18 protein-coding genes and 1 riboswitch are annotated in these 22,222 nt (G+C 68.4%); of the genes, 14 read left to right on the top strand and 4 right to left on the bottom strand.

What is annotated here, in order from left to right:
* Window positions 1-131: 131 nt before the first annotated feature.
* Entirely contained in the window at window positions 132-1,553 is a 1,422-nt protein-coding gene (locus ACWESM_RS02730) for a short-chain fatty acyl-CoA regulator family protein (protein WP_355069823.1), read from the bottom strand.
* A 279-nt stretch (window positions 1,554-1,832) separates the two neighbouring features.
* Between ACWESM_RS02730 and ACWESM_RS02725 the strand changes: the two genes are divergently transcribed.
* On the top strand, window positions 1,833-2,204 hold the full coding sequence (locus tag ACWESM_RS02725; RefSeq protein ID WP_356961249.1) for a nuclear transport factor 2 family protein: 372 nt from the start codon (window positions 1,833-1,835) through the stop codon (window positions 2,202-2,204).
* Between the two features lie 4 nt (window positions 2,205-2,208).
* On the opposite strand, the gene ACWESM_RS02720 is transcribed toward ACWESM_RS02725, so the two are convergent.
* A complete protein-coding gene (locus ACWESM_RS02720; protein WP_364427298.1) occupies window positions 2,209-2,463 on the bottom strand; it encodes a hypothetical protein in 255 nt (84 codons plus the stop codon).
* A 465-nt stretch (window positions 2,464-2,928) separates the two neighbouring features.
* The gene (metE, locus tag ACWESM_RS02715; protein WP_452490945.1) at window positions 2,929-5,199 is read right to left on the bottom strand and encodes a 5-methyltetrahydropteroyltriglutamate--homocysteine S-methyltransferase; all 2,271 of its coding nucleotides are present in this window, start codon (window positions 5,197-5,199) and stop codon (window positions 2,929-2,931) included.
* Window positions 5,200-5,343: 144 nt separating this feature from the next.
* Window positions 5,344-5,573, bottom strand: a riboswitch (cobalamin riboswitch).
* 536 nt (window positions 5,574-6,109) lie between these two features.
* Here metE and ACWESM_RS02710 point away from each other — a divergent pair.
* Genes ACWESM_RS02710 through coaD form a run of 3 tightly spaced genes read left to right on the top strand, consistent with a single transcriptional unit; the run spans window position 6,110 to window position 10,613 of the window.
* Entirely contained in the window at window positions 6,110-9,514 is a 3,405-nt protein-coding gene (locus tag ACWESM_RS02710) for a pyruvate carboxylase (RefSeq protein WP_397275523.1), read from the top strand.
* Window positions 9,511-10,074 (top strand): 16S rRNA (guanine(966)-N(2))-methyltransferase RsmD, encoded by a 564-nt coding sequence (gene rsmD, locus ACWESM_RS02705; protein ID WP_355069831.1) that lies wholly within the window; start codon window positions 9,511-9,513, stop codon window positions 10,072-10,074. Before ACWESM_RS02710 ends, rsmD begins: the two co-directional genes overlap by 4 nt.
* Window positions 10,075-10,127: 53 nt before the next feature.
* A complete protein-coding gene (gene coaD, locus ACWESM_RS02700; protein WP_356961254.1) occupies window positions 10,128-10,613 on the top strand; it encodes a pantetheine-phosphate adenylyltransferase in 486 nt (161 codons plus the stop codon).
* A 308-nt stretch (window positions 10,614-10,921) separates the two neighbouring features.
* On the opposite strand, the gene ACWESM_RS02695 is transcribed toward coaD, so the two are convergent.
* Window positions 10,922-11,440 carry a GtrA family protein gene (locus ACWESM_RS02695; RefSeq protein ID WP_355069834.1) on the bottom strand — a complete coding sequence of 173 codons (519 nt, stop codon included), beginning with the start codon at window positions 11,438-11,440 and terminating at the stop codon, window positions 10,922-10,924.
* 381 nt (window positions 11,441-11,821) lie between these two features.
* Here ACWESM_RS02695 and ACWESM_RS02690 point away from each other — a divergent pair, with 381 nt between their 5' ends.
* The 10 genes from ACWESM_RS02690 to ACWESM_RS02645 all read left to right on the top strand — a co-directional run bounded on the left by ACWESM_RS02690 (window position 11,822) and on the right by ACWESM_RS02645 (window position 22,152).
* On the top strand, window positions 11,822-12,568 hold the full coding sequence (locus ACWESM_RS02690) for a DivIVA domain-containing protein (RefSeq protein WP_356962422.1): 747 nt from the start codon (window positions 11,822-11,824) through the stop codon (window positions 12,566-12,568).
* A 97-nt stretch (window positions 12,569-12,665) separates the two neighbouring features.
* Window positions 12,666-13,295 carry a YceD family protein gene (locus ACWESM_RS02685; RefSeq protein ID WP_355070978.1) on the top strand — a complete coding sequence of 210 codons (630 nt, stop codon included), beginning with the start codon at window positions 12,666-12,668 and terminating at the stop codon, window positions 13,293-13,295.
* Window positions 13,296-13,348: 53 nt separating this feature from the next.
* Entirely contained in the window at window positions 13,349-13,531 is a 183-nt protein-coding gene (gene rpmF / locus ACWESM_RS02680; protein WP_014987105.1) for a 50S ribosomal protein L32, read from the top strand.
* A gap of 22 nt (window positions 13,532-13,553) precedes the next feature.
* The gene (gene rnc / locus ACWESM_RS02675; protein WP_355069836.1) at window positions 13,554-14,267 is read left to right on the top strand and encodes a ribonuclease III; all 714 of its coding nucleotides are present in this window, start codon (window positions 13,554-13,556) and stop codon (window positions 14,265-14,267) included.
* A 1-nt stretch (window position 14,268) separates the two neighbouring features.
* A complete protein-coding gene (mutM, locus tag ACWESM_RS02670) occupies window positions 14,269-15,129 on the top strand; it encodes a bifunctional DNA-formamidopyrimidine glycosylase/DNA-(apurinic or apyrimidinic site) lyase (RefSeq protein ID WP_452490829.1) in 861 nt (286 codons plus the stop codon).
* Between the two features lie 64 nt (window positions 15,130-15,193).
* Window positions 15,194-15,775: a dihydrofolate reductase family protein gene (locus tag ACWESM_RS02665; RefSeq protein ID WP_397275527.1), complete on the top strand. Its 582-nt coding sequence runs from the start codon at window positions 15,194-15,196 to the stop codon at window positions 15,773-15,775.
* Window positions 15,776-15,806: 31 nt separating this feature from the next.
* Window positions 15,807-16,844, top strand: coding sequence for a PHP domain-containing protein (locus ACWESM_RS02660; protein WP_355070980.1), 1,038 nt, complete (start codon window positions 15,807-15,809; stop codon window positions 16,842-16,844).
* Between the two features lie 103 nt (window positions 16,845-16,947).
* Window positions 16,948-18,474, top strand: a complete 1,527-nt coding sequence (locus ACWESM_RS02655; protein WP_355069841.1) for a PstS family phosphate ABC transporter substrate-binding protein — start codon at window positions 16,948-16,950, stop codon at window positions 18,472-18,474.
* A 358-nt stretch (window positions 18,475-18,832) separates the two neighbouring features.
* Window positions 18,833-20,026 (top strand): glycosyltransferase family 4 protein, encoded by a 1,194-nt coding sequence (locus tag ACWESM_RS02650; RefSeq protein ID WP_355070981.1) that lies wholly within the window; start codon window positions 18,833-18,835, stop codon window positions 20,024-20,026.
* Window positions 20,023-22,152 carry an amylo-alpha-1,6-glucosidase gene (locus ACWESM_RS02645; RefSeq protein ID WP_379251500.1) on the top strand — a complete coding sequence of 710 codons (2,130 nt, stop codon included), beginning with the start codon at window positions 20,023-20,025 and terminating at the stop codon, window positions 22,150-22,152. The genes ACWESM_RS02650 and ACWESM_RS02645 overlap by 4 nt, the downstream gene beginning before the upstream one ends.
* The last annotated feature ends 70 nt before the right edge of the window (window positions 22,153-22,222 follow it).

The raw sequence follows: 22,222 nt of genomic DNA, 5'->3' as shown, positions 1-22,222 counted from the left end.
GAACGGCGACCCGGCCGCACTGATCTCCTCGGCGGGCGCGCCGTTCACGGTGGTCGTGCTCGAGATCGACGCAGCGACTCCGGGCGATCCGCGCCGGGCCGACCCGCACGAGCTCGCCGGAAGCGAAGTCGTCAGCGCCCGAGCCGCGGGTAGGGCAGGTCGGTGCTGGTGTGTTCGGCGACCGCCAACGGGCTGCCTATGTGCGGGAAGGCGCGCTGCGGACATGCGGGACGCTCGCACACTTTGCAGCCCGCGCCGATCGGGACCGAGGCCGCCGGGTCGTCCAGCTGCAACCCGGACGAGTACACCAAGCGGTCGGCGTATTCGATATCGCAGCCGAGGCCGACGGCGAAGTTCTTCGCCGCGGTGCCGAACCCGTGTGGGGCGATCGCCGCGGTGCGCGCGATCCATAGATACCGGCGGCCGTCGGGCATCTCGGCCACTTGGGTCAGGATCCGGCCGGGATGGGAGAAGGCCTCGTGCACCACCCAGAGCGGGCAACTGCCACCGACCCGGGAGAAGTGGAAAGCGGTGGCGGACTGACGTTTGGAGATGTTGCCCGCCCGGTCGGTGCGGACGAAGAAGAACGGAACGCCACGCTGGCCCTGCCGTTGCAGGGTGCTGAGCCGATGGCAGACGGTCTCGAACCCGACCTCGAAACGCAGGCCGAGCAGGTCGATGTCGTAGCGGAGTTCCTCGGCCGAGCGCAGGAACCGGCTGTAGGGCAGCACCAGCGCGCCCGCGAAGTAATTGGCCAGCCCGATCCGCGCCAGCGTGCGGGATTCGCCGCTGAGCGACGGGCTCTCGGCCAGCACGGCATCCAGCTCGGCCCCGTACAGCAGGAGGCCGAGCGTGGTGGCGATCTGAAAGGCGCGCTGGCCCGGCCGCAATCGGCGAGCGAGCGTGAGCGTGCGGGTCTCGGTGTCGTAGTGGCGTTTGGGGACGGTGGGGTCGGCGCCGTCGCCGCGCACGAGAACGGTGACGCCGGCGCGTTCCTCGGCGATGCGGGCGAGCTGGCGATCGAGCGAGCCGATGGTCAGCCCGGAATTCTCGAACAGTTGCTCGGCGGCGATGTCGAGTTGCGGAATGTGATTGTGGTGGTCGTAGAAGAAGTCGCGTACGTCCTCGTAGGGCATGGGCACCCCGGGCGCGCCCGCGGGCGCGGACACCCGCGCGGACAGCAGGTCGAGCTGATCGGTGGCGGCGCGTAGGCGGCGATGCATGGCGACGACGATCCTGGCGACTTCCGGTTGGCGGGTCGCCAGCTCCTCCACCTCGGTCAGCGGCGCTGTGTGTCCGCCCGCGGCGTCGACCAGCACTTCGTGTAGATCCGATACGAGCCGCGCGTCGGAATCGGCGGCGAAGAACTGGACGTCCAGGTCGAAGGTGGAATTCAATTTCAGCAGTACGGGAATGGTGAGTGGGCGCTGGTCCCGCTCGAGCTGATTGAGGTAGCTCGGCGACAGATCCAGCGATTTCGCCAGAGCCGCCTGAGTCATTCTCCGCTCTTCACGCAACCGCCGAAGCCGGGCGCCCGCATACATCTTGCGCACGTGCACGATGGTAGCTGTGATTATTCGCAATCATCGCAATAACGCGCGCTATTACCCACAAAGATGTGCTTTTGCGAGGTGTCCAGCAATGTATTCGATCTGCGTAGCGTGCGAAGAGAGGTTTGCCACCGTGTCGTTGTGAACGCGTGAAATTCGCCGTTGCCCGCGGCCTGGAACGAAACCGACCCGGAAGTCGCTGACGCCCTTCCCTGCCGAGCAATTGCTTGGTTGAATCGAGGGGTCCAATCCCCGCCCCGGCACCAGGAAGTGAGCAGACGAATGCCCGATCCCGACGAGCTCGTGCGTGCGATGTGCCGAAGCTGGTCCGACCCGGATCCGGATCGGATCAGCGCGTACTTCGCCGAGGACGCCGTCTACCACAACATCCCGATGGAGCCCATCGTCGGCCGCGCCGCCATTCGCGACTTCATCGCGGGTTTCCTGACCACCTTCGACGCCATCGATTTCGACATCCACCACCAGATCGCCTCCGGCAACGTGGTGATGAACGAGCGCACTGACATCCTCCGCTCCGCCGGACGCGAGACTCCGCTCCCGGTCATGGGTTTCTTCGAAGTCGCCGACGGCGCCATCACCACGTGGCGTGACTACTTCGACATGGTCGCCATCAACCGCGCCTTCGGACTGTAGGGCCTCAGCCGAACAGATCGTTCTCGGATTCGGCTGTGGCGGCCTTGCGCGTCCAGGATTCGAGCCGGTCGAGATCGGTGCACCCGGTGATCTCGGCTCGCGTCTTCTGCCCGACGACGATCCCGCGCGCTTCCAGCACAAGGAGAAGGGCCCGCACCGCTTCTTCGGTCCGCCCCTCGGTCCGCCCTTCGTCGCGGCCTTGCGCCACGTACTTGCGGGCGAAGTCGCTCTGGTACTCGTACTTGAAGGTCGACGTCATGAGTTCCTCCAGTCGATGCCGGGCCGTCTTCGACAGGGCCGCGACAACAAGGTCATAGTACATTTTCGCCCGCTCGTCATCCGTCGCGAGCGTGTCGGCATGGGATGAAATCTATATGGGCGCAATGACATTCGGATTTGTGAAGTGAAATTTCGTATCGTATGGAACCGAACCGGCCATCGGTGCGTCGAAAGTAAGCAAGAGGGGAAAGACGGTGTCGTAGTCGACTAGTGAGGAGGGGTAGCCGATGGAGCGTTGTTCCGGGTGTCATACGGCGTGGCGACGAGGGATGCGGACGCGGGCGCGGGAGTTGCCGGTCACGCGGCGGGAAGAACCGTGTGACCGGTACACCCTACGGCGGCGGCAGCCGCCTCGGCCGGAACCCGAATCCGGCTGAGGCCGTAGTTGATCCGGTGCCCCCTTCGGCAGGTAAAGGGGGCGCCGGATCGGCGATCTGCGGGTGGGTTACCGCACGGCCGCCGCTGCCGCGACCATGTTGCGGAGCGAGGCTTCCACCTCGGTGCGTCCCCTGGTCTTCAATCCGCAGTCGGGATTCACCCAAAGACGCTCGGCCGGAACGGCTTTCAATGCCGCGCGCAGCGATGTGGTGATCTCGTCAACGCTGGGCACCCGTGGAGAGTGGATGTCGTACACGCCGGGGCCGACGCCGAGGTCGAATCCCGCCGCGTTGAGGTCGTCGAGCACCTCCATGCGTGAGCGCGCCGCCTCTATGGACGTGACATCGGCGTCCAGTCCGGCGATCGCGTCGATCACCTCGCCGAACTCCGAGTAGCACAGATGCGTGTGGATCTGCGTCGCGTCGGACACCCCGGAGGTCGCGAGCCGGAACGACCGCACCGACCATTCCAGATACCCGGGCTGATCGGCCGCGCGCAGCGGAAGCAGTTCCCGCAAGGCGGGCTCGTCGACCTGGATGATCCGGATGCCCGCCGACTCCAGATCCACGGTCTCCTCCCGGATCGCCAGCGCCACCTGTCGGGCGGACTCGCCCAACGGCTGGTCGTCGCGGACGAACGACCACGCCAGAATGGTCACCGGGCCGGTCAGCATGCCCTTCACCGGCTTGTCGGTGAGCGACTGCGCGTAGCCGATCCACTCGACGGTCATCGGCTCCCGCCGCGCGACATCCCCGAACAGGATCGGCGGCCGCACGCAGCGCGTCCCATAGGACTGCACCCAACCTTGCTCGGTCGCCGCGAACCCGTCGAGTTGCTCGGCGAAGTACTGCACCATGTCGTTGCGTTCCGGCTCGCCGTGCACCAGCACGTCCAACCCCAACTCCTCCTGGAGCGCGATGACATCCGCGATCTCGGCCCGCATCCGGCGTACATACTCCGCCCGATCGATCTCGCCCTTGCGCAGCGCGGCGCGCGCCAGCCGGATGGCCGAGGTCTGCGGGTAGGAACCGATCGTCGTGGTCGGCAGCGCGGGCAGCCGCAGACGATCCCGTTGCAGTTCCCGGCGTTGTTCGGCGGGCGCGCGGCGGTCGGCGTCGGGCCCGAGCGCGGCGAGCGCGGCTCGCACGCGCGGATCGTTCAGCCGCGGATCCGACCACCGCGACGCCAGCGCCGCCCGCACCTCGGCCAACTCGGCGGCGATCGCCTCCGTGCCCTGGCTCAGCCCGGTGGCGAGCAGGCGCACCTCGGCCACCTTCTCCGCACCGAACGCCAGCCAGGACCGCAGCCGCTCGTCCAACCCGGTTTCCGCGGCCAGCGTGTACGGCACGTGCAGCAGCGAGCAGGAACTCGAAACCGCCACGTGCGCAGCGGATCCCAGCAACGCGCCGAGGGTGGCCATGGCGCGGTCCAGATCGGTGCGCCACACATTGCGGCCGTCGACGATCCCCGCGACGAGCAGTTTGCCGGTCAGCGCGGGTACGGCGGCCACCGCGGCGACGTCGGCGCCGGCCGTGAAATCGAGGGAGACCCCCTCTATTCCGGTGCTCGCCAGCGCCGTCAGCGCCGCATCCGGTCGCCCGAAGTAGGTCGCGACGAGGATCGCCGGGCGCTCGGCGGCGTCGGCGAGTTCCTCGTAGGTGACCTGCACCAAGTCGATTTCCTCCGCCGTGAGGTCAGTGACCAGCACCGGCTCGTCGATCTGCACCCATCCGGCACCGGCGACGGCGAGCCTGCGCAGCAGTTCCCGATACAGCGGCAGCAGCTCGATCAGCCGGGCGAGCGCCGAGCCGCCGGTCGCCTTCGCCAGTTTGAGGAAGGTGATCGGCCCGATCACCACCGGCCGCGCGGGCACCCCCAGTTCCAGCGCTTCCCGCAGTTCCGCGAGCAGCTTCTCCGGGTGCAGCGAGAAGGCGGTCTCCGGCTCGATTTCCGGCACCAGGTAGTGGTAGTTGGTGTCGAACCACTTGGTCATCTCCAAGGGCTCGACCGTGTCGGTGCCGCGCGCGGCGGCGAAATACCGTTCCAGCGGGTCCGCGATCCCGGCGACCCGGGGCGGCAGCGCGCCCAGCAACTCGGCGGTGTCGAGCATCTGGTCGTAGTAGGAGAACGTGCCGATCGGAACGGAGTCCAGGCCCGCGGCCCGTAATTCGGCGAATTGGGCGTGCCGGAGGTCGCGCGCCACGGCGTGCAACTGGTCGGCGTCGATCTTGCCCGCCCAATAGGCTTCGGTGGCCCGCTTCAGTTCGCGCCGCGGCCCCACTCGTGGAAGCCCGAGAACCGTCGCGGTAAACGGCTTTTGCTGTGCAACAGTCACGATGTTTCTCCATTGCTGAGGACGAAAGCCATCGCCATACGGGCAGGCGGAGAACCCGGTGACATGCCGGTGATGTTCCCGGCGGAGCCCGACACGTCAGCTGGTGATCCGCACGCCCAATCCACGAGGCGGTGGCCGCCGGGTACGGCGTACCCGGCACGGCTGGCAGGTCTTCGGACTCGCGGGCACCGGCCGTGCGGGCCGGCATACGCCGGAGTGCTCCCGATGGCCGACCTACTGGCCGTCGCTTCCCAAGTCGCCGAACCTTCCGGATCGCTGAACTCAGTGCCTGGTGACGGCGGTCGTTCCTGCATACCGCTGCGGGACAGTCCCGGATTCCCACCGGGTTCCCTCTCACCCGCCGTGACGTCGCCGTACCGGCGGGCTCGACTCCGTGGCGCGACGTCGGGGCTCCATCTCGTCGTGCTGCGGTGAACCAGCTGCCCACTCAGCATAGGACGCGGCCGAGCGAGCACACCGCGAGGGATCACACCGGCATTTGCCCGCACCGCTCATCGCGAACCGATTCCGCACCTGCTTCCGTTCCGGCTATCGGCCGGGCCGCCCATGCGGTCCCGGATCTGCTCTCGACCGGCTACCAGACCGCCGGGTCACCCGGGATTCACCTTTCCGAACTCGTCGCATGCGTGGTTCGCCTGGTCCGAGAGCGCGAACTCGTGCCAGGGGAGCGCGGCTCGATGCCGGGATCGACCACCGGGACGGCTGCTCGGCGGCCTCCGCCGCCGGACCCGAACCGAACCCGGCCTCGGGACAGCACACCGGTTGCTGCCGCACCGCTCATGTGTCGGCGCTGTGAACGCAACTTCGCAACCGTGCTAGTCGGTCTTGTGAAAAGGTTTGCGAAGGGGGATTCCGTGTCGGTGCGGTTCACGCGGCCGGGTACCTTGGGTCAATGTTCTCGAAAGTCTTGGTTGCCAACCGTGGCGAGATCGCCATCCGCGCCTTCCGTGCGGCCTACGAACTCGGCATCGGGACGGTCGCCGTGTTTCCCTACGAGGACCGCAATTCGGTCCATCGGCTGAAGGCGGCGGAGTCGTACCAGATCGGCGAGCCCGGCCATCCGGTGCGGGCCTACCTGTCGATCGAGGCGATCATCGAGGCGGCCAAGTCGGCGGGCGCGGACGCGATCTACCCGGGGTACGGGTTCTTGTCGGAGAACCCGGATCTGGCGGCGGCATGCGCCCGCGAGGGCATCACCTTCATCGGACCGTCGGCCGAGGTGCTCGAACTGGCGGGTAACAAGGCGCGGGCGATCGCGGCGGCCAAGGCTGCCGGGCTGCCGGTGTTGCGTTCGAGCGCACCGTCGTCGGACGTGGAGGAGCTGCTGGCCGCGGCACGGGGGCTGGAATACCCCATCTTCGTGAAGGCGGTGGCCGGCGGCGGAGGGCGCGGGATGCGCCGGGTCGCCGCGCCCGAACAGCTGCGCGAGTCGATCGAGGCGGCCTCCAGGGAGGCGGAGTCGGCGTTCGGCGACCCGACGGTGTTCCTGGAACAGGCGGTGGTGAACCCCCGCCACATCGAGGTGCAGATCCTGGCTGATCAGCACGGGAACGTGATGCACCTGTTCGAGCGGGACTGCTCGGTGCAGCGCCGCCACCAGAAGGTGATCGAGCTGGCACCGGCACCCAATCTGGACCCCGCACTGCGGGAACGGATCTGCGCCGACGCGGTCGCCTTCGCCCGGCAGATCGGCTACTCGTGCGCGGGCACCGTGGAGTTCCTGCTCGACGAGCGCGGCAACCACGTCTTCATCGAGATGAACCCGCGCATCCAGGTGGAGCACACGGTGACCGAGGAGATCACCGACGTGGACCTGGTGCAGTCGCAGCTGCGCATCGCGGCGGGGGAGACGCTCGAGCAATTGGGTCTCAGCCAGGACGCCGTGACCATCCGGGGCGCGGCTTTGCAATGCCGGATCACCACCGAGGACCCGGCCAACGGATTCCGTCCCGACACCGGCCGGATCACCGCCTACCGCACACCCGGCGGCGCGGGCATCCGCCTAGATGGCGGCGCGAACCTGGGCGCCGAGATCGGCGCCTACTTCGACTCCATGCTGGTCAAGCTCACCTGCCGGGGCCGTGACTTCGATACGGCGGTGGCGCGGGCGAGCCGGGCGCTGGCCGAGTTCCGGATTCGCGGCGTCGCCACGAACATTCCCTTCCTGCTGGCGGTGCTGGACGATCCGGACTTCAAGGCGGGCCGGGTCACCACCTCGTTCATCGACGAGCGTCCGCAGCTGCTGACCCTGCGCCGGTCCGCGGACCGCGGCACCAAGATCCTCGACTACCTGGCCGACGTCACGGTGAACAAGCCGCACGGCGATCGGCCGACCACGGTGTACCCGCACGACAAGTTGCCCGCGATCGATCTGAGCGTGCCGCCGCCGGACGGCTCGCGGCAGCGGCTGCTGCGGCTGGGTCCGGAGGGTTTCGCGCGGGCGTTGCGTGAGCAGAAGGCGGTCGGCGTCACCGACACCACCTTCCGCGACGCACACCAATCGCTGCTGGCCACCCGGGTGCGCACCAACGGTCTGCTGGGCGTGGCGGGGCATGTGGCGCGATTGACTCCGGAGTTGCTGTCGATCGAGGCGTGGGGCGGAGCGACCTACGACGTGGGGCTGCGGTTCCTGTACGAGGACCCGTGGGAGCGGCTGGCGGCGTTGCGCGAGGCGATCCCGAACATCTGCCTGCAGATGCTGCTGCGCGGCCGTAACACCGTCGGCTACACCCCGTATCCGGAGGCGGTGACCCGCGCGTTCGTCTCGGAGGCGACCGCCACGGGTATCGACATCTTCCGTATCTTCGACGCGCTCAACAATGTCGACCAGATGCGTCCGGCCATCGATGCGGTCCGCGAGACCGGTACCGCGATCGCGGAGGTCGCGATCAGCTACACCGGGGATCTGTCGAATCCGGACGAGTCGCTCTACACCCTGGACTACTACCTGAAGCTGGCCGAGCAGATCGTCGACGCGGGCGCGCACGTGCTCGCGATCAAGGACATGGCGGGTCTGCTGCGCGCCCCGGCCGCGACCACACTGGTCACCGCGTTGCGCAGCAATTTCGATCTGCCGGTGCACGTGCACACCCACGACACCCCGGGCGGGCAGCTGGCCACTTATCTGGCCGCGTGGCAGGCCGGCGCCGACGCCGTGGACGGGGCGAGCGCCGCGATGGCGGGCACCACCAGCCAGCCCGCGCTCTCGGCGATCGTCGCCGCGGCGGCGCACAGCGAGTACGACACCGGGTTGAACCTGCAGAACGTGTGCGACCTGGAACCGTACTGGGAGGCGCTGCGGAAGGTGTACGCCCCGTTCGAGTCCGGGCTGCCCGCACCCACCGGTCGCGTCTACACCCACGAGATCCCCGGCGGGCAGTTGTCGAACCTGCGTCAGCAGGCCATCGCGCTCGGGTTGGGTGACAGGTTCGAGGAGGTGGAGGCGAAGTACGCCGCCGCCGACCGGCTGCTCGGCCGCTTGGTGAAGGTCACCCCGTCCTCGAAGGTCGTCGGTGACCTGGCGCTGGCGTTGGTCGGCACCGGTGTCGAGGTCGAGGATTTCGCCTCCGACCCGGGTCGCTACGACATCCCGGATTCGGTGATCGGTTTCCTGCGCGGTGAACTCGGCACACCCGCCGGCGGCTGGCCCGAACCGTTCCGCACCAAGGCTCTGGCCGGGCGCGGCGCGGCCAAGCCCGAGACACCGTTGACGCCCGCGGACGAGAAGGGCCTGTCCGGCAGCTCCGAGGAGCGCCGGGCGACGTTGAACCGGTTGCTGTTCCCCGGCCCCACCGCCGAATTCCTCGCCCACCGGGAGAAGTACGGCGATACCTCCGGGTTGTCGGCCAACCAGTTCTTCTACGGGCTGCGCCGCGGCGAGGAACACCGGGTGCAGTTGGAGAAGGGAGTCACCTTGCTCATCGGCCTGGAAGCGATCTCCGAGCCCGACGAGCGCGGTATGCGCACGGTGATGTGCATCTTGAACGGGCAGCTGCGGCCGGTCTCGGTGCGTGACCGATCGATCGCCAGCGAGATCCCCGCGGCGGAGAAAGCCGACAAGGCCAACCCAGGCCACATCGCGGCGCCGTTCGCCGGTGTCGTCACTCTCGCGGTCTCCGAAGGCGATTCGGTCGCGGCGGGCGACACCATCGGCACCATCGAGGCCATGAAGATGGAAGCCGCGATCACCGCGCCACGCGCGGGCATCGTCGGCCGCGTCGCCATCGGCTCCGTGCAGCAGGTCGAGGGCGGTGACCTGCTCATCGAACTGGCGGTGCGGGAGTCGTCCGCCGGATGACGAGGATCGTCGCGGGCGCGGCGGGCGGACGGCGCCTCCGGGTGCCGCCGTCCGGCACCCGCCCGACCTCCGATCGCGTCCGGGAGGCGCTGTTCAGCGCGTTGGACGCCCGGTTGGACTTCGCGGGCGCGCGCGTCCTCGACTTGTACGCGGGTTCCGGCGCACTCGGGCTGGAGGCGCTGTCGCGTGGCGCCGAGCACGCTTTGCTCGTCGAATCCGACCGGAAGGCGGCGGCCGTTGTTCGCGGCAATATCGCCGACCTCGGGCTGCCCGGCGCCGAATTGCGGGTCGCGACGGTGGCCAGTGTGCTGCAACTGGGCGAGGCGGGCGGCTTCGACGTGGTCTTCTCGGACCCGCCGTACGCGGTGGACAACGCCGCGGTGCTGGCCGACCTGAGCGCGCTGGCCGAGCGCGGTTGGCTGCGCCCAGGGGCGGTGGTCGTGCTGGAGCGTTCGGCGCGTTCCCCCGAAACCGCCTGGCCCGCAGGCTTCGTCCCGGCCAAGTCGCGCCGGTACGGCGAAACCCGCATCGAGCTGGCGGAGTTCGATCCGGACGAATAGGCGCGCGTGCGGCCACCCGTGCCCGGCCGCGTGCGTCCTGCTAGCGTCGCCTCATGGCAGGAGCACTGTGCCCCGGGTCGTTCGACCCCGTGACCTACGGACACCTCGACGTTTTCACCCGGGCGGCGGCCCAGTTCGACGAGGTCGTCATCACCGTCATGATCAACCCGAAGAAGCAGGGCATGTTCACCGTCGACGAGCGCATCGAGATGCTGCGCGAGTCGACCGCGCACCTGGGCAACGTCCGGGTGGAGTCGTGGCAGGGGCTGCTGGTGGACTTCGCCCGCGAGCAGGGCATCACCGCCATCGTGAAGGGTCTGCGCGACGCGGGCGACTTCGGCTATGAACTGCAGATGGCGCAGATGAACAAGAAGCTCTCCGGCGTGGACACCTTCTTCATAGCCACCAACCCGTCGTTCAGCTTCCTGTCCAGCTCACTGGTCAAGGAGGTCGCCGCCTACGGCGGCGACGTCGCCGACATGCTGCCCCCCTCGGTGCACAAGCGCCTCCTCGACCGCCTGGCCGAACGCAAGAACTGACCAACCAGGCCGCGAATCCGCAGGTGATCTCGCCTTCATCGCAAACCGGCCAGAACGCTGACGCGGTGGCGAACAACGGACCCTCTACGGAAAAGCCACGGAGCCTTCACACCTGCCGACCCGACCGGGTGGTTCACCACCCTGTCGGGTTCGCCAAAGCAACCACTGATCACGCGAGAATTTGGGTAACTCCCGGGGAACGCCCAAACCCCACCGGCACCCAACGCAAGACCTGAACGCAACTCACGTCCCACTTACTGGTACGGCCTGAATACTCGGAGAGGCGGGCAGCGAGGCGGGCGGGCAGCCTAGAACACCAGACCACGTAGGGCCAGGAAGCGCATGCCGCCGACCACAGCGGTGATCGCCAGGATCGCGACGGCCTGGGCGGTGTCCCCGAGGCCGGGAGCCCACAGACCCAGGGCGGCCAGCCCCGCGGTGGTGACGCCGAGTCCGACCAACGCGAGCCCGCCGCCTTCCCATTGCGCGGTGAACCAGCCGACCCGTTCCGCGGCGTGGAAGGTGAGCTGACGGTGCAGCTCGTTGGCGATCACGGTGCTGACGATCGAGCCCACGACGTTGGCGATCAGCGGTCCGACGCCGTGCATGGCGAAGAACAACAGGACGTACGCGATATTGCTGGAGCCGCCGACCAGCGCGAATCGGATCAGCTGAGCGAAGGCTCGATCGCCGCGCAGGTACCGGGCGAGCCGGCCGAGCCCGGTCGCCACCGAGGTCCTCGGCAGTGCCGGATAGGGGCCGGCCCACGGCACGAAGAAGCTGGTGGCGCTCACTCCTCCGGGTCGCGGCAGTTCCAGTAAGGTCATCGTCTTTCCGATCGAACACAAGCCCTCGGCAGGGACAACGGCGAGAGTGCTCGCATGCTTCCCCCGTCGACTCTTGGCAGGTTCCGTTCGTAGCGCATATTCGGCAATCGCTGACGTGTCGGCGCCTGTCAACATTCGACGGCGGGTTGTCCTTACCTCCGGCTTCCTTGTCCGCGATCCAGGGAACGCGGTAGGTGCTGAAGATCTTGGTCGACCTTCCAAGAAAATGTAACACGAAGCGGAGAGGAGGTCTCCACTTGATTTTGTGGCGTGCGAGACACTGGCACGACACACCGGAAAGGGACTCGGCACGAGCCGTGACGAGGGGCACACTGGGCGTCGGCGGAGATTTCGCCGTGAGTCCGCAGGAGGGTAGTGAGCATGTATCGCGTTTTCGAAGCGCTCGATGAACTGGTCGCCATCGTCGAAGAGGCGCGCGGCATCCCCCCGACCCGCAGTTGCATCGTGCCGCGCGGCGACGTGCTGGAATTACTCGACGACGTCCGCGACGCGCTGCCCGGCGAACTCGACGACGCACAGGACGTGCTCGACCATCGCGACAAGATCGTCTCCGATGCCAGGACCGCGGCCGAGACCGCCGTGACCGGGGCGAACGAGCAGGCCGAGCGCACCATCGGCGCGGCGCGCGAGGAAGCCGACCGCATCCTCGCCGACGCCAAGGCGCATGCCGATCGGATGGTCGCCGAGGCGAGCGCGCACGCCGATCACCTGGTGGCCTCCGCTCAGGAGGCGGCCGATCGGGTGGTGGCCGACGGCAACGCCGAATACGAGGCGGTGACCGGCCGGGCGCGGGCCGAGTCGGAGCGGATGATCGATGCGGGCAAGGCCGCCTACGACCGCTCCGTCGCCGACGGGCTCGCCGAGCAGGAGCGGCTGGTCACGCAGACCGAGGTGGTGCGGGCCGCGCACGCCGAATCGGCCAGGGTGATCGACGCCGCGCATGCCGAGGCGGATCGCCTGCGCGAGGAGTGCGACCACTACGTCGACTCCCGGCTCGCCGATTTCGAGGAGACGCTGACCAGCACGCTGCGCACGGTCGGGCGGGGGCGCCATCAACTGCGCAGTGGGGCGGGCGCACCCGACTACGCCACGGAATTCCGCAGGTAGCGGCCCCGAGCGCGATGGGCCGCGTTTGGGCGTGAACCGCGTGATCGCGTATTGTTGAGTGGTTGCCCGTATCCCCTCGATCGTGAGTGAGTCCGTGATGTCCGCCGGTTCCGGTTCCGCGTCGCGTCCCCGATCGGCCAAGCGCCGGTCGCCGGACGCCGCTTTCGTGCTGGACACCCGCAGCCTCGGCCGCAGGCCGGGGACCATGCGCGAGCTGCGCCGTACCGTCACCACCGAGGAGCGGATCGGTCTGGATCTGATCGGCGTTCCGGTGGGTGCGCAGGTGGAATTGGATCTGCAGTTGCAGGCGGTGTCCGAGGGAGTGCTGGTCACCGGGACGGTCGAGGCGCCGATAGAAGGTGAGTGCTCGCGCTGCCTGGAGCCGTTCACCGACTCGGTCACCCTGCGGCTGACCGAGCTGTTCGCCTATCCGGACAGCACCACCGAGCAGACCACCGAGGACGACGAGATCTATCGCATGGACGACGACCTCATCGATCTGGAACCGGTGGTGATCGACGCCGTCGGGCTGGAGTTGCCGCTGCAACCGCTGTGCACCCCGGATTGCGCGGGACTGTGCCCGGAATGCGGCGTACGGATGGCGATTGCGGGATCCGACCACCGGCATGAGATACTTGACCCTCGCTGGGCCGGACTGGCCAGATTCGCCTCCGAATCGCCCGGCAGCGGCAGCCCCGACGAGGGTGCGGCCGACCGAGACCACTGAGCAAGACCGATCAGCCGAACCGGCAGAGCAATTAAGACAGAGGAGAAGTAGTCGTGGCCGTTCCCAAGCGCCGGATGTCCCGTTCCAACACCAGGTCGCGGCGCAGCCAGTGGAAGGCCACCGCGCCGACCCTGATCACCTGCCCGAACCGCGCCTGCGGCGAGAAGACCCTGCCGCACATCGCCTGCCCGTCCTGCGGTACCTACAAGGGCCGCCAGGTCACGGCGGCGGTCTGATCGTCCGATCTGTCGTAGCGACGTGACCGACGAACCCGACTCGTCCGGTGAACACGCGAGCCTGCTCGCCGCGTTGGGCGTCGACGTGCAGCCGGATCTGCTGCGTCTCGCACTGACTCATCGGTCGTACGCGTACGAGAACGGCGGTCTGCCGACGAACGAGCGTCTCGAGTTCCTCGGCGACTCCGTGCTCGGGCTGAGCATCACCGAACGGCTGTATCACGAGCATCCCTCGAAGTCCGAGGGTGAGCTGGCCAAACTGCGCGCGAGCGTGGTGAACATGCGCGCGCTGGCGGAGGTCGCCCGCGGGCTCGGCGAGGGCGGGCTCGGTGCCCACCTGCTGCTCGGCAAGGGCGAGGAGCTCACCGGCGGCCGGGACAAGGAGAGCATCCTCGCCGACGGTATGGAGTCGTTGCTCGGCGCCGTGCATCTGGAGCACGGCATCGAGGTGGCTCGCGCCGTGGTGCTGCGGCTGTTCGCCGAGCTGCTCGAGCGCGGACCGCGGATGGGCGCGGGCCTGGACTGGAAGACGAGCCTGCAGGAACTCACCGCCGAGCGTGGTCTCGGCGTGCCCAGCTACGAGATCACCTCGACCGGGCCGGACCACGACAAGGAATTCACCGCCACCACGGTGATCGGCGGCCGGGCCTACGGGCAGGGCGTCGGACGGTCGAAGAAGGAAGCCGAGCAGAAGGCCGCGGGGGCCGCCTACGAGGCGCTGACCGCCGAAACCTGACGTGCCCGAACTTCCCGAGGTCGAGGTCGTGCGGCGCGGGCTCGCCGAGCACGTGGTCGGCCGGATGATCGAATCGGTGGCGATCACCCATCCCCGCTCGGTGCGCCGCCATCTCGAAGGCGCCGCCGATCTCGCCGCACGGCTGACCGGCCTGAAGGTCGAGTCGGCCGAGCGGCGCGGCAAATTCCTCTGGCTCACCTTCGACGATCCGGAGGCGGCGCTCGTCGTGCATCTCGGCATGAGCGGTCAGATGCTGGTCCAGCCCGCGGAAGCGCCGCTGGAGAAACACGCCCACATCCGCGCCACCTTCGGCGACGGCACCCAGCTGCGCTTCGTCGACCAGCGCACCTTCGGCGGCTGGGCGCTCGCGCCGCTGGTCGAGGTGGACGGCACCCTGGTGCCCGAGCCGGTCGCGCACATCGCTCGCGATCCGCTGGATCCGCGTTTCGACGTCGAATCCGTGGTCGCCGTCATCCGGGGCAAGCAGAGTGAGATCAAACGCGTGCTGCTCGACCAAGGCGTGGTCTCCGGCATCGGCAACATCTACGCCGACGAGGCGCTGTGGCGGGCCGAGATCCACGGGGGACGGACCGCCGCCGGGCTGTCCAGACCCGCGGTGCGCGGGTTGCTCGCCGAAGTCGGCATTGTGATGAGCGAGGCGCTCGCCGCGGGCGGTACGTCGTTCGACGCGCTCTATGTGAACGTCAACGGCCAGTCGGGCTACTTCGAACGCTCCCTGGCCGTATACGGTCGGGAGCACGAGCCGTGTCGCCGGTGTGGTGCGCCGATCATCCGCGAGCGGTTCATGAACCGCTCGTCCTACTCCTGCCCGCGCTGCCAGCCGAAGCCTCGTCGTCGTTAGCGCGGGCGAGCTACCGTTTCCTCAGGGCGGTTCGGAATGTCAGCCGACCGTGAGGAAGGGAAGCATGCGCAAGCTCACCTATTACGTCGCGTCGACGATCGACGGTTTCATCGCCACCGAGGACGGCTCGGTCGACTTCTTCCCGGTCGGCGGCGACCACGGTCCCTCGATCAACGCGCAGTATCCCGAGACGCTGCCGACCAAGGTGCGCGAGGCGATCGGGTTGGAGGAGCGCAATCGCTACTTCGACACGGTGCTGATGGGACGCAAGACGCACGACTTCGGCGTCCGCACCGGCACCTCCACTCCTTACGCGCATCTGCGGCAATTCGTGGTCTCGACCACCCTGCCCGAGAGTCCCGACGCGGCCGTGGAGCTGATCTCGGAGAACCCGATCGAGAAGGTTCGCACGCTCAAGCGGGAGAGCGGGCTGGGTATCTGGTTGTGCGGCGGCGGGGAACTGGCGCAGGCGCTGCTGCCGGAGATCGACCAGATCTTCCTCAAGCTCTACCCGATCGTGCTCGGGAGCGGCCGTGCGCTGTTCGGCGCCGGGTCGCGGCTGCCGGAACCGGCCAAGTTCCGGGTGATCACCAGCACGGTGTTCGAGGACGGGGTGGCCTTCGTCAAATACAGCCGGGTGCACTGACCCGGTGCCCGGTCAGGAGGAATCGAGCGGGATGCCGGACGCCGCCGCGGCGCCCGGTCCGGAGGCGGCGCTGCGAGAGATCGGCTTCTGGCTGGAGCGCTCCCGGGCGGAGACCCACCGGGTGAAGGCCTACCGGCGCGCCGCCGACGTCGTCGCGGAGTTGTCCGCCGACGAGCGCGAGGCGCGCCGGGCGGCAGGCACTTGGACCGAGCTGGCCGGCATCGGGCCCAAGACCGCCGCCGTCATCGAGCAGGCGTACGCGGGCGTGGTGCCGCGGTACCTGAGCGAGTTGCGGGCGGCCGCGCAGCCGATCGGGGCGCCGGGCAAGCCGTTGCGCGAGCTGCTGCGCGGCGATCTGCACACCCACTCGAACTGGTCCGACGGCGGCAGCCCGATCGAGGAGATGATGCGAGTCGCGGCGGCGCTCGGGCACGAATACTGCGCCCTGACCGACCATTCCCCGCGCCTGACCGTGGCCAACGGCCTGTCCGCCGACCGGTTGCGCAGGCAGCTGGACGTGGTGGCCGAGCTCAACGACCGGATGGCGCCGTTCCGCATCCTCACCGGCATCGAGGTGGACATCCTCGACGACGGCACCCTCGATCAGCAGGCGGATCTGCTCGCCCGGTTGGATGTGGTCGTGGCCAGCGTGCACTCGCGTCTGCGTGACGACAGCGCGACCATGACCAAGCGCATGGCGTACGCGGTCGCCGATCCCAACGTCGACGTGCTCGGTCACTGCACCGGCCGCCTGGTCACGGGGGGACGCGGCACCAGGCCGGAGTCGACGTTCGACGCCGAAGTGGTGTTCGAGGCGTGCCGCACCTACGGCACCGCCGTGGAGATCAACAGCAGGCCCGAACGACTGGATCCGCCTTCGCGATTGCTGCGCCTGGCCGCTGAGATGGGTTGTCACTTCTCGATCGACACCGACGCGCACGCACCCGGCCAGCTCGACTGGCAGGGGTACGGTTGCGAGCGCGCGCTCGCGAACGGCGTCGCGGCGGAACGTGTGATCAATACCTGGCCGCTGGCGGATCTGCTGGCGTGGACTCGCGCGCAAGCGTGACCGCCGGGTTAACTTGTACCGAACAATACGACTTCGCCTGTGTCCGAAGGCTATTGCGGAACAGAATAAGGGTCACACGAATCGCTAGGGGTGGGATCAACTGGTGGGCGACTTTCCGCTCGAAATCGTACTCGCGCTCATCGGTATCGCGGTGCCCATCGGCGCGTTCCTGTGGGAGTTCGTCTTCGCCGGCCGAAGGCGCTTGGGCTATCGGGTGCAGATGGATACGCCGGTCACCGGTGAGATCGAATCGGTGTTTCCCGGTGTGCTCCCGCAACTGCGCCCCTCACTCGACGGCGCCAGTCCGGACCTGAAGGACATCTCGGTCGTTCTGGTGCGCGTCGAGAACAGCGGCATCACGACCATCGACAGCCACGACTACAAAGCGCCGGAAGCCGCGCGGATCGGCCTGCATCTGCGTTTTCCGCAGCGCCGCGTGATCGGCATGGCGGTGAACGAACTCAGCGATCCCGCGTTGGCCGACAACCTCGACGCCGATTCCGGCATCGCGGTGCGCGAGGACACCGGCGGGCACATCGGCGTGATCGACCTGCCGAAGGTGCCGCTCGCCCCCGGCGATCACTACAAGATTCTGGCGATCCTGCAGCGTTCGGAGGGCGTGGGCGAATACCCGCCGCCGGCGTTGCGCGGCGGCATCAAAGGCGGGCGGATCACCGAGACCCGCAGCCGCACCGGCGTTTCCCTGATGATGGTCGCGCTCACGGTCTTCTTGGTGCTGGTGATCGTCGTCCAGTTGGTGGTGTCCGCACTGGAGCCGTCGCCGACGCCGCTGGAGTGCGCCTCCGGCAAACTGACCGTGATCGGGTCTTCGGCGTTCGCCCAGGTGATCGAAGACGCCGCCGAGCAGTATCGGAAGAGTTGCGTCGGCGCCGATTTCACCTACGGCTTCGAAGGATCCGAGCGCGGACTGGACCGGCTCGCCGAAGAAGGCGCGGGCAATCCCGGGTTGCTCGCCGTCACCGACGGTGCGAAGGGCGGCGGCTATCCGACACTGGTGCACCGGCCGTTGGCGTTGTCGCTGTTCACCATGATCGCGCATCCCGGCGTCGGCGTCCGCGACCTCACCGCCGCCCAGATCCAGGATCTGTTCCGGGGCAGGATCGGCAACTGGCGCGAGGTGGGCGGTCCGGACTTGCCGGTGGTGCTGGTCAACCGCATACCCGGCTCGGGCACGCGCACCATCTTCGAACGCAGGCTGCTCGGCGGCACGCAGCCGGAGCGCCCGCACGTGAGCTGCACGGCGTTGAAGGGCACGGTCGTCACCGCGCCCGCGCAGTGCGAGGTGCAGGTCACCGCCGACATGCGCAAAGCGGTGGCCGAAATACCAGGGGCCATCGGCTATTCGGAATTCTCCGAGGCCGTCGGAGCCGGACTGCCGACCATCGCGATCGAGGGCGTCGGCGCGAGCCGGGACGCCGCCGTGCGGCGCGCCTATCCCTTGTGGGGCGTCGAGTACGCCTACAGCAACGGCGAGTTGCCCGGTGGGTCGCTCGCCGCGAGCTTCCTGCACTTCCTGACCGATCAGACCGGCAAAGAGGTGCTGCGCGCGCACGGCAACGCGCCGTGTGCCGACCTGCCCGATCCCGGTCGCTGCCTGCCGGATCAGTGACCCCGGACGTCGTTCCCATGGTCCGGCGGACAACGCGGGGCCACCGGACTACCCATCGGTAGCCGAACGAACGCTGCGGGAGGGGATTTTTCCCGAACTGTTTGGTTTGAACGGCACCCCCTGAGGTACCTCCCACTCGGCCCCCCTGATCATGCCGACCGCGTGACCAGGCCAACCAAGCCCCATGGACGGCGGTGCAGCTAGGTCTTCACCTCCGCCGCGGGGGCCACTTAGTTCAGTTCGGCGCCCGGTACTCCGAGTGCTGGGTGAATGCGAGTGCTACTTGGTTGTCCCTGGAAGGAGGGTCATGAGCGCGCTTTCCGTGCCGATTTCCGCGCAGGCGTCGTCCGATCTGGAGATGCCGTCGTCCGACTACTTGTCGACAGATCGTTCCAGCGGCCCGTTTCGCATCGCGATGGTCGTGCCACCGTACTTCGACGTCCCGCCCAAGGCATACGGCGGCGTCGAGGCCGTGGTGGCCGATCTGGTCGACGCGCTGGTGGCTCGCGGCCACGACGTCACGCTGTTGGGCGCGGGGGAGCCGGGGACGAAGGCCAAGTTCGTGCCGGTGTGGGACCGGGCGCTGCCCGAACGCCTCGGAGAGCCGTTTCCCGAGGTCGTGCACGCGTTGCGGGTGCGCCGCGCGATCGAGAACCTCGCGGCCACTTCCGGTGTGGACCTGGTGCACGACCACACGTTCGCGGGGCCGCTGAACGCGACCGTCTTCCAGAACATGGGCCTTCCGACGGTGCTGACCGTCCACGGGCCGGTGGAGGACGATATCTACCGCTACTACCAGGATCTGGGCGACGAGGTCGCCTTGGTGGCGATCAGCGACCGCCAGCGCGAGCTCGCGCAGGGTCTCAACTGGTCCGGACGGGTGCACAACGCACTGCACGTCGACGATTGGCCGTTCCGCGTCGAGAAGGACGACTACGCGCTGTTCCTCGGGCGGTTCAACGAGTGCAAGGCCCCGCACTTGGCGCTGGAAGCCGCGCATGCCGCGGGTATCCCGCTGGTGCTGGCCGGCAAGTGCAGCGAGCGTCCCGAGCAGGCCTATTTCGAGGAGAAGGTGCGACCGCTGCTGACGGAAAACGATCACGTGTTCGGTCTCGCCGACGCGACGGCCAAGCGTAAGCTGCTTGCGAACGCGCGTTGCCTGTTGTTCCCGATCCGCTGGGAGGAACCGTTCGGCATGGTGATGATCGAATCCATGGTCTGTGGCACGCCGGTGGTCGCGCTGCGCGGCGGGGCGGTGTCCGAGGTGATCGTCGACGGCGTAACCGGCCGGATCTGTGAGGATCCCGCCGAATTGCCCGCGGCCATCGAAGAGGTCAGGGCGCTGGATCCGTACGCCTGCCGGGCGCACGTGCAGGCCAAGTTCGGCTCCGACACGCTCGGTTTCGGGTACGAGCAGGTGTATCGCCGGGTCCTGCGCTCCAAGAAGCGGTCCGGAGCGGTGCCGCTCGACACCGCGGCGGCCGTGACCACGCCACTCGACGACCCGGCGCCCGCCTCGCCGATCCGGATCGCGGCGAGCGGCTTGGCGTGACCGATTCCGTACCGGTGAGCCCCGCCCCCCTGAACTCCGGTGAGTCCACCGGGTTCGGGGGGTGCGGCTCGGTGACCCTGGTGGAAGGCGGCACCTTCTGCCTGTCCAATCGGCTCGGCGACGTCGAACCGGGTAAGCCGCACGGCTTGTTCTTCCGGGACGCCCGCGTGCTGTCGCGCTGGGAGTTGCTGGTGAACGGCAAACCCGCCGAGTCGCTTTCGGTGCTCAGTCCGGAGGCGTTCGCCGCCAGGTTCGTGTTGCGCAGGCCCCCGCAGGCGGGCCTGGCCGACAGCACGTTGCTGGTGGTGCGCGAACGGATCGTGGCCGACGGCATGCACGAGCTGATCACGTTGGAGAACATGGGCCGCGAGCCCACCGCGGTGCTGCTGGAACTGCATGTGGACGCCGACTTCGTCGACCTGTTCGCGGTGAAGGAAGGACGCGCCGGACACGGGCGGGCGGACGTGACGGTCGCCGACGGGGAACTGGTGCTGCACGATCACGCCGACCGCAGCCGGGGCATCTCGATCTCGGCGACCGTGGAGCCCGAGGTGATGCCCGGTTCGCTGCTGTGGCGGGTGATCGTGCCGGTCGGCGAATGCTGGCAGGCCGAGATCATCGCCCAGCCGACCGTGGGCAACCAGCGTTTCCAGGCGATCTCGCCGGGCGAGCACTACAACGTCAGCGCGCCGGGCCGCAAGATCGAGGCGTGGCGCGACACCGCCACCGACATCGCCGCCTCCGATCCGGCGCTCACCCGGGTGCTGCGCCGCACCGAGAGCGACTTGGGCGCCTTGCAGATGCACGACGAATCCGGCGACGCGCGGCCTTTCGTCGCCGCGGGCGCACCGTGGTTCATGACCCTGTTCGGCCGCGACAGCCTGCTCACCGCGTGGATGGCGCTGCCGCTGGAGATCGATCTCGCGCTGGGCACGCTGCAACAGTTGGCGGAGCTGCAAGGGCAGGACGTGAATCCGCTCACCGAGGAGGAACCCGGCCGCATCATGCACGAGATGCGCCGCGGCCCCGCGGGCGGACAGGTGTTCGGCGGCCACATCTACTACGGAACTGCCGACGCCACACCGCTGTTCGTGATGCTGCTGGCCGAATGTCATCGCTGGGGCGCCGACCCGGAGGCGATCCGGCACCTGCTGCCCGCCGCCGACGCCGCGCTGCACTGGATCACCGACTACGGCGACCGGGACGGCGACGGCTTCGTCGAGTACCGCCGCGCCACCGATCGCGGCCTGGTCAACCAGGGCTGGAAGGACAGCTTCGACGGAATCAACGACGCCACCGGCCATATCGCCGAAGCGCCCATCGCCCTGTGCGAGGTGCAAGGGTACGTGCACGCCGCGCTGCTGGCCAGGGCCGAACTGGCGGAGGCTTTCGACGACTTGCGGCTGGCCGGCCAGCTACGCGAACGCGCCGCGGAGTTGCGCGTCAAGTTCGCCGAACAGTTCTGGCTGCCCGATCGCGGCTGGTATGCCGTGGCGCTGGACGGCGGCAAGCGCCAGGTCGACGCGCTGACCAGCAATGTAGCGCACTGCCTCTGGTCGGGCATCGCCACCGACGAGCACGCGGCGGAGCTGGTGTCGCGGATGGCGGCCCCGGAGATGGATTCCGGCTTCGGGTTGCGCACGCTGGCGTCGAACATGGGCGCCTACAATCCGATGAGCTATCACTGCGGCTCGGTCTGGCCGCACGATACGGCGATCGCGGTGGCGGGGCTGCTGCGCTACCGGCACGTTCCCGGCGCGGTGGAGCTGGCCACTCGGCTGGCCACCGGCTTGTTGGACGCGGCCGCGGTGTTCGACGGACGCCTGCCGGAGCTGTTCTGCGGCTTCCCTCGGTCTCGATTCGCCACGCCCGTGCCGTATCCGACGTCCTGCTCGCCACAGGCGTGGGCCAGCGCGGCGCCGCTGTTGCTGGTGCGCGCGTTCCTCGGGCTCGATCCCGACGCGCCGACCAGGACGCTCACCGTTCGACCGCAGCTGCCCGCGCGGTGGGGCAAGGTGTCGCTGCGCGCGCTGCGGCTCGGTGCGACCACCGTCGACCTCGAGGCAGAAGGCGCGCAGATCACCGCGGCGCGCTTGCCCGACGACTGGCGGTTGGTGACCCGATGACCCGCACCGATTGCCGCGGGTCGGGAGCGGGTATGCCCCCGATATAAGGACATTGCAAGCCTTCTCGCAC

Source organism: Nocardia sp. NPDC003999, from assembly GCF_053604885.1.
Note: the sequence above shows the minus strand (reverse complement) of the source record. Positions and strands in the feature narration are given on the sequence as shown.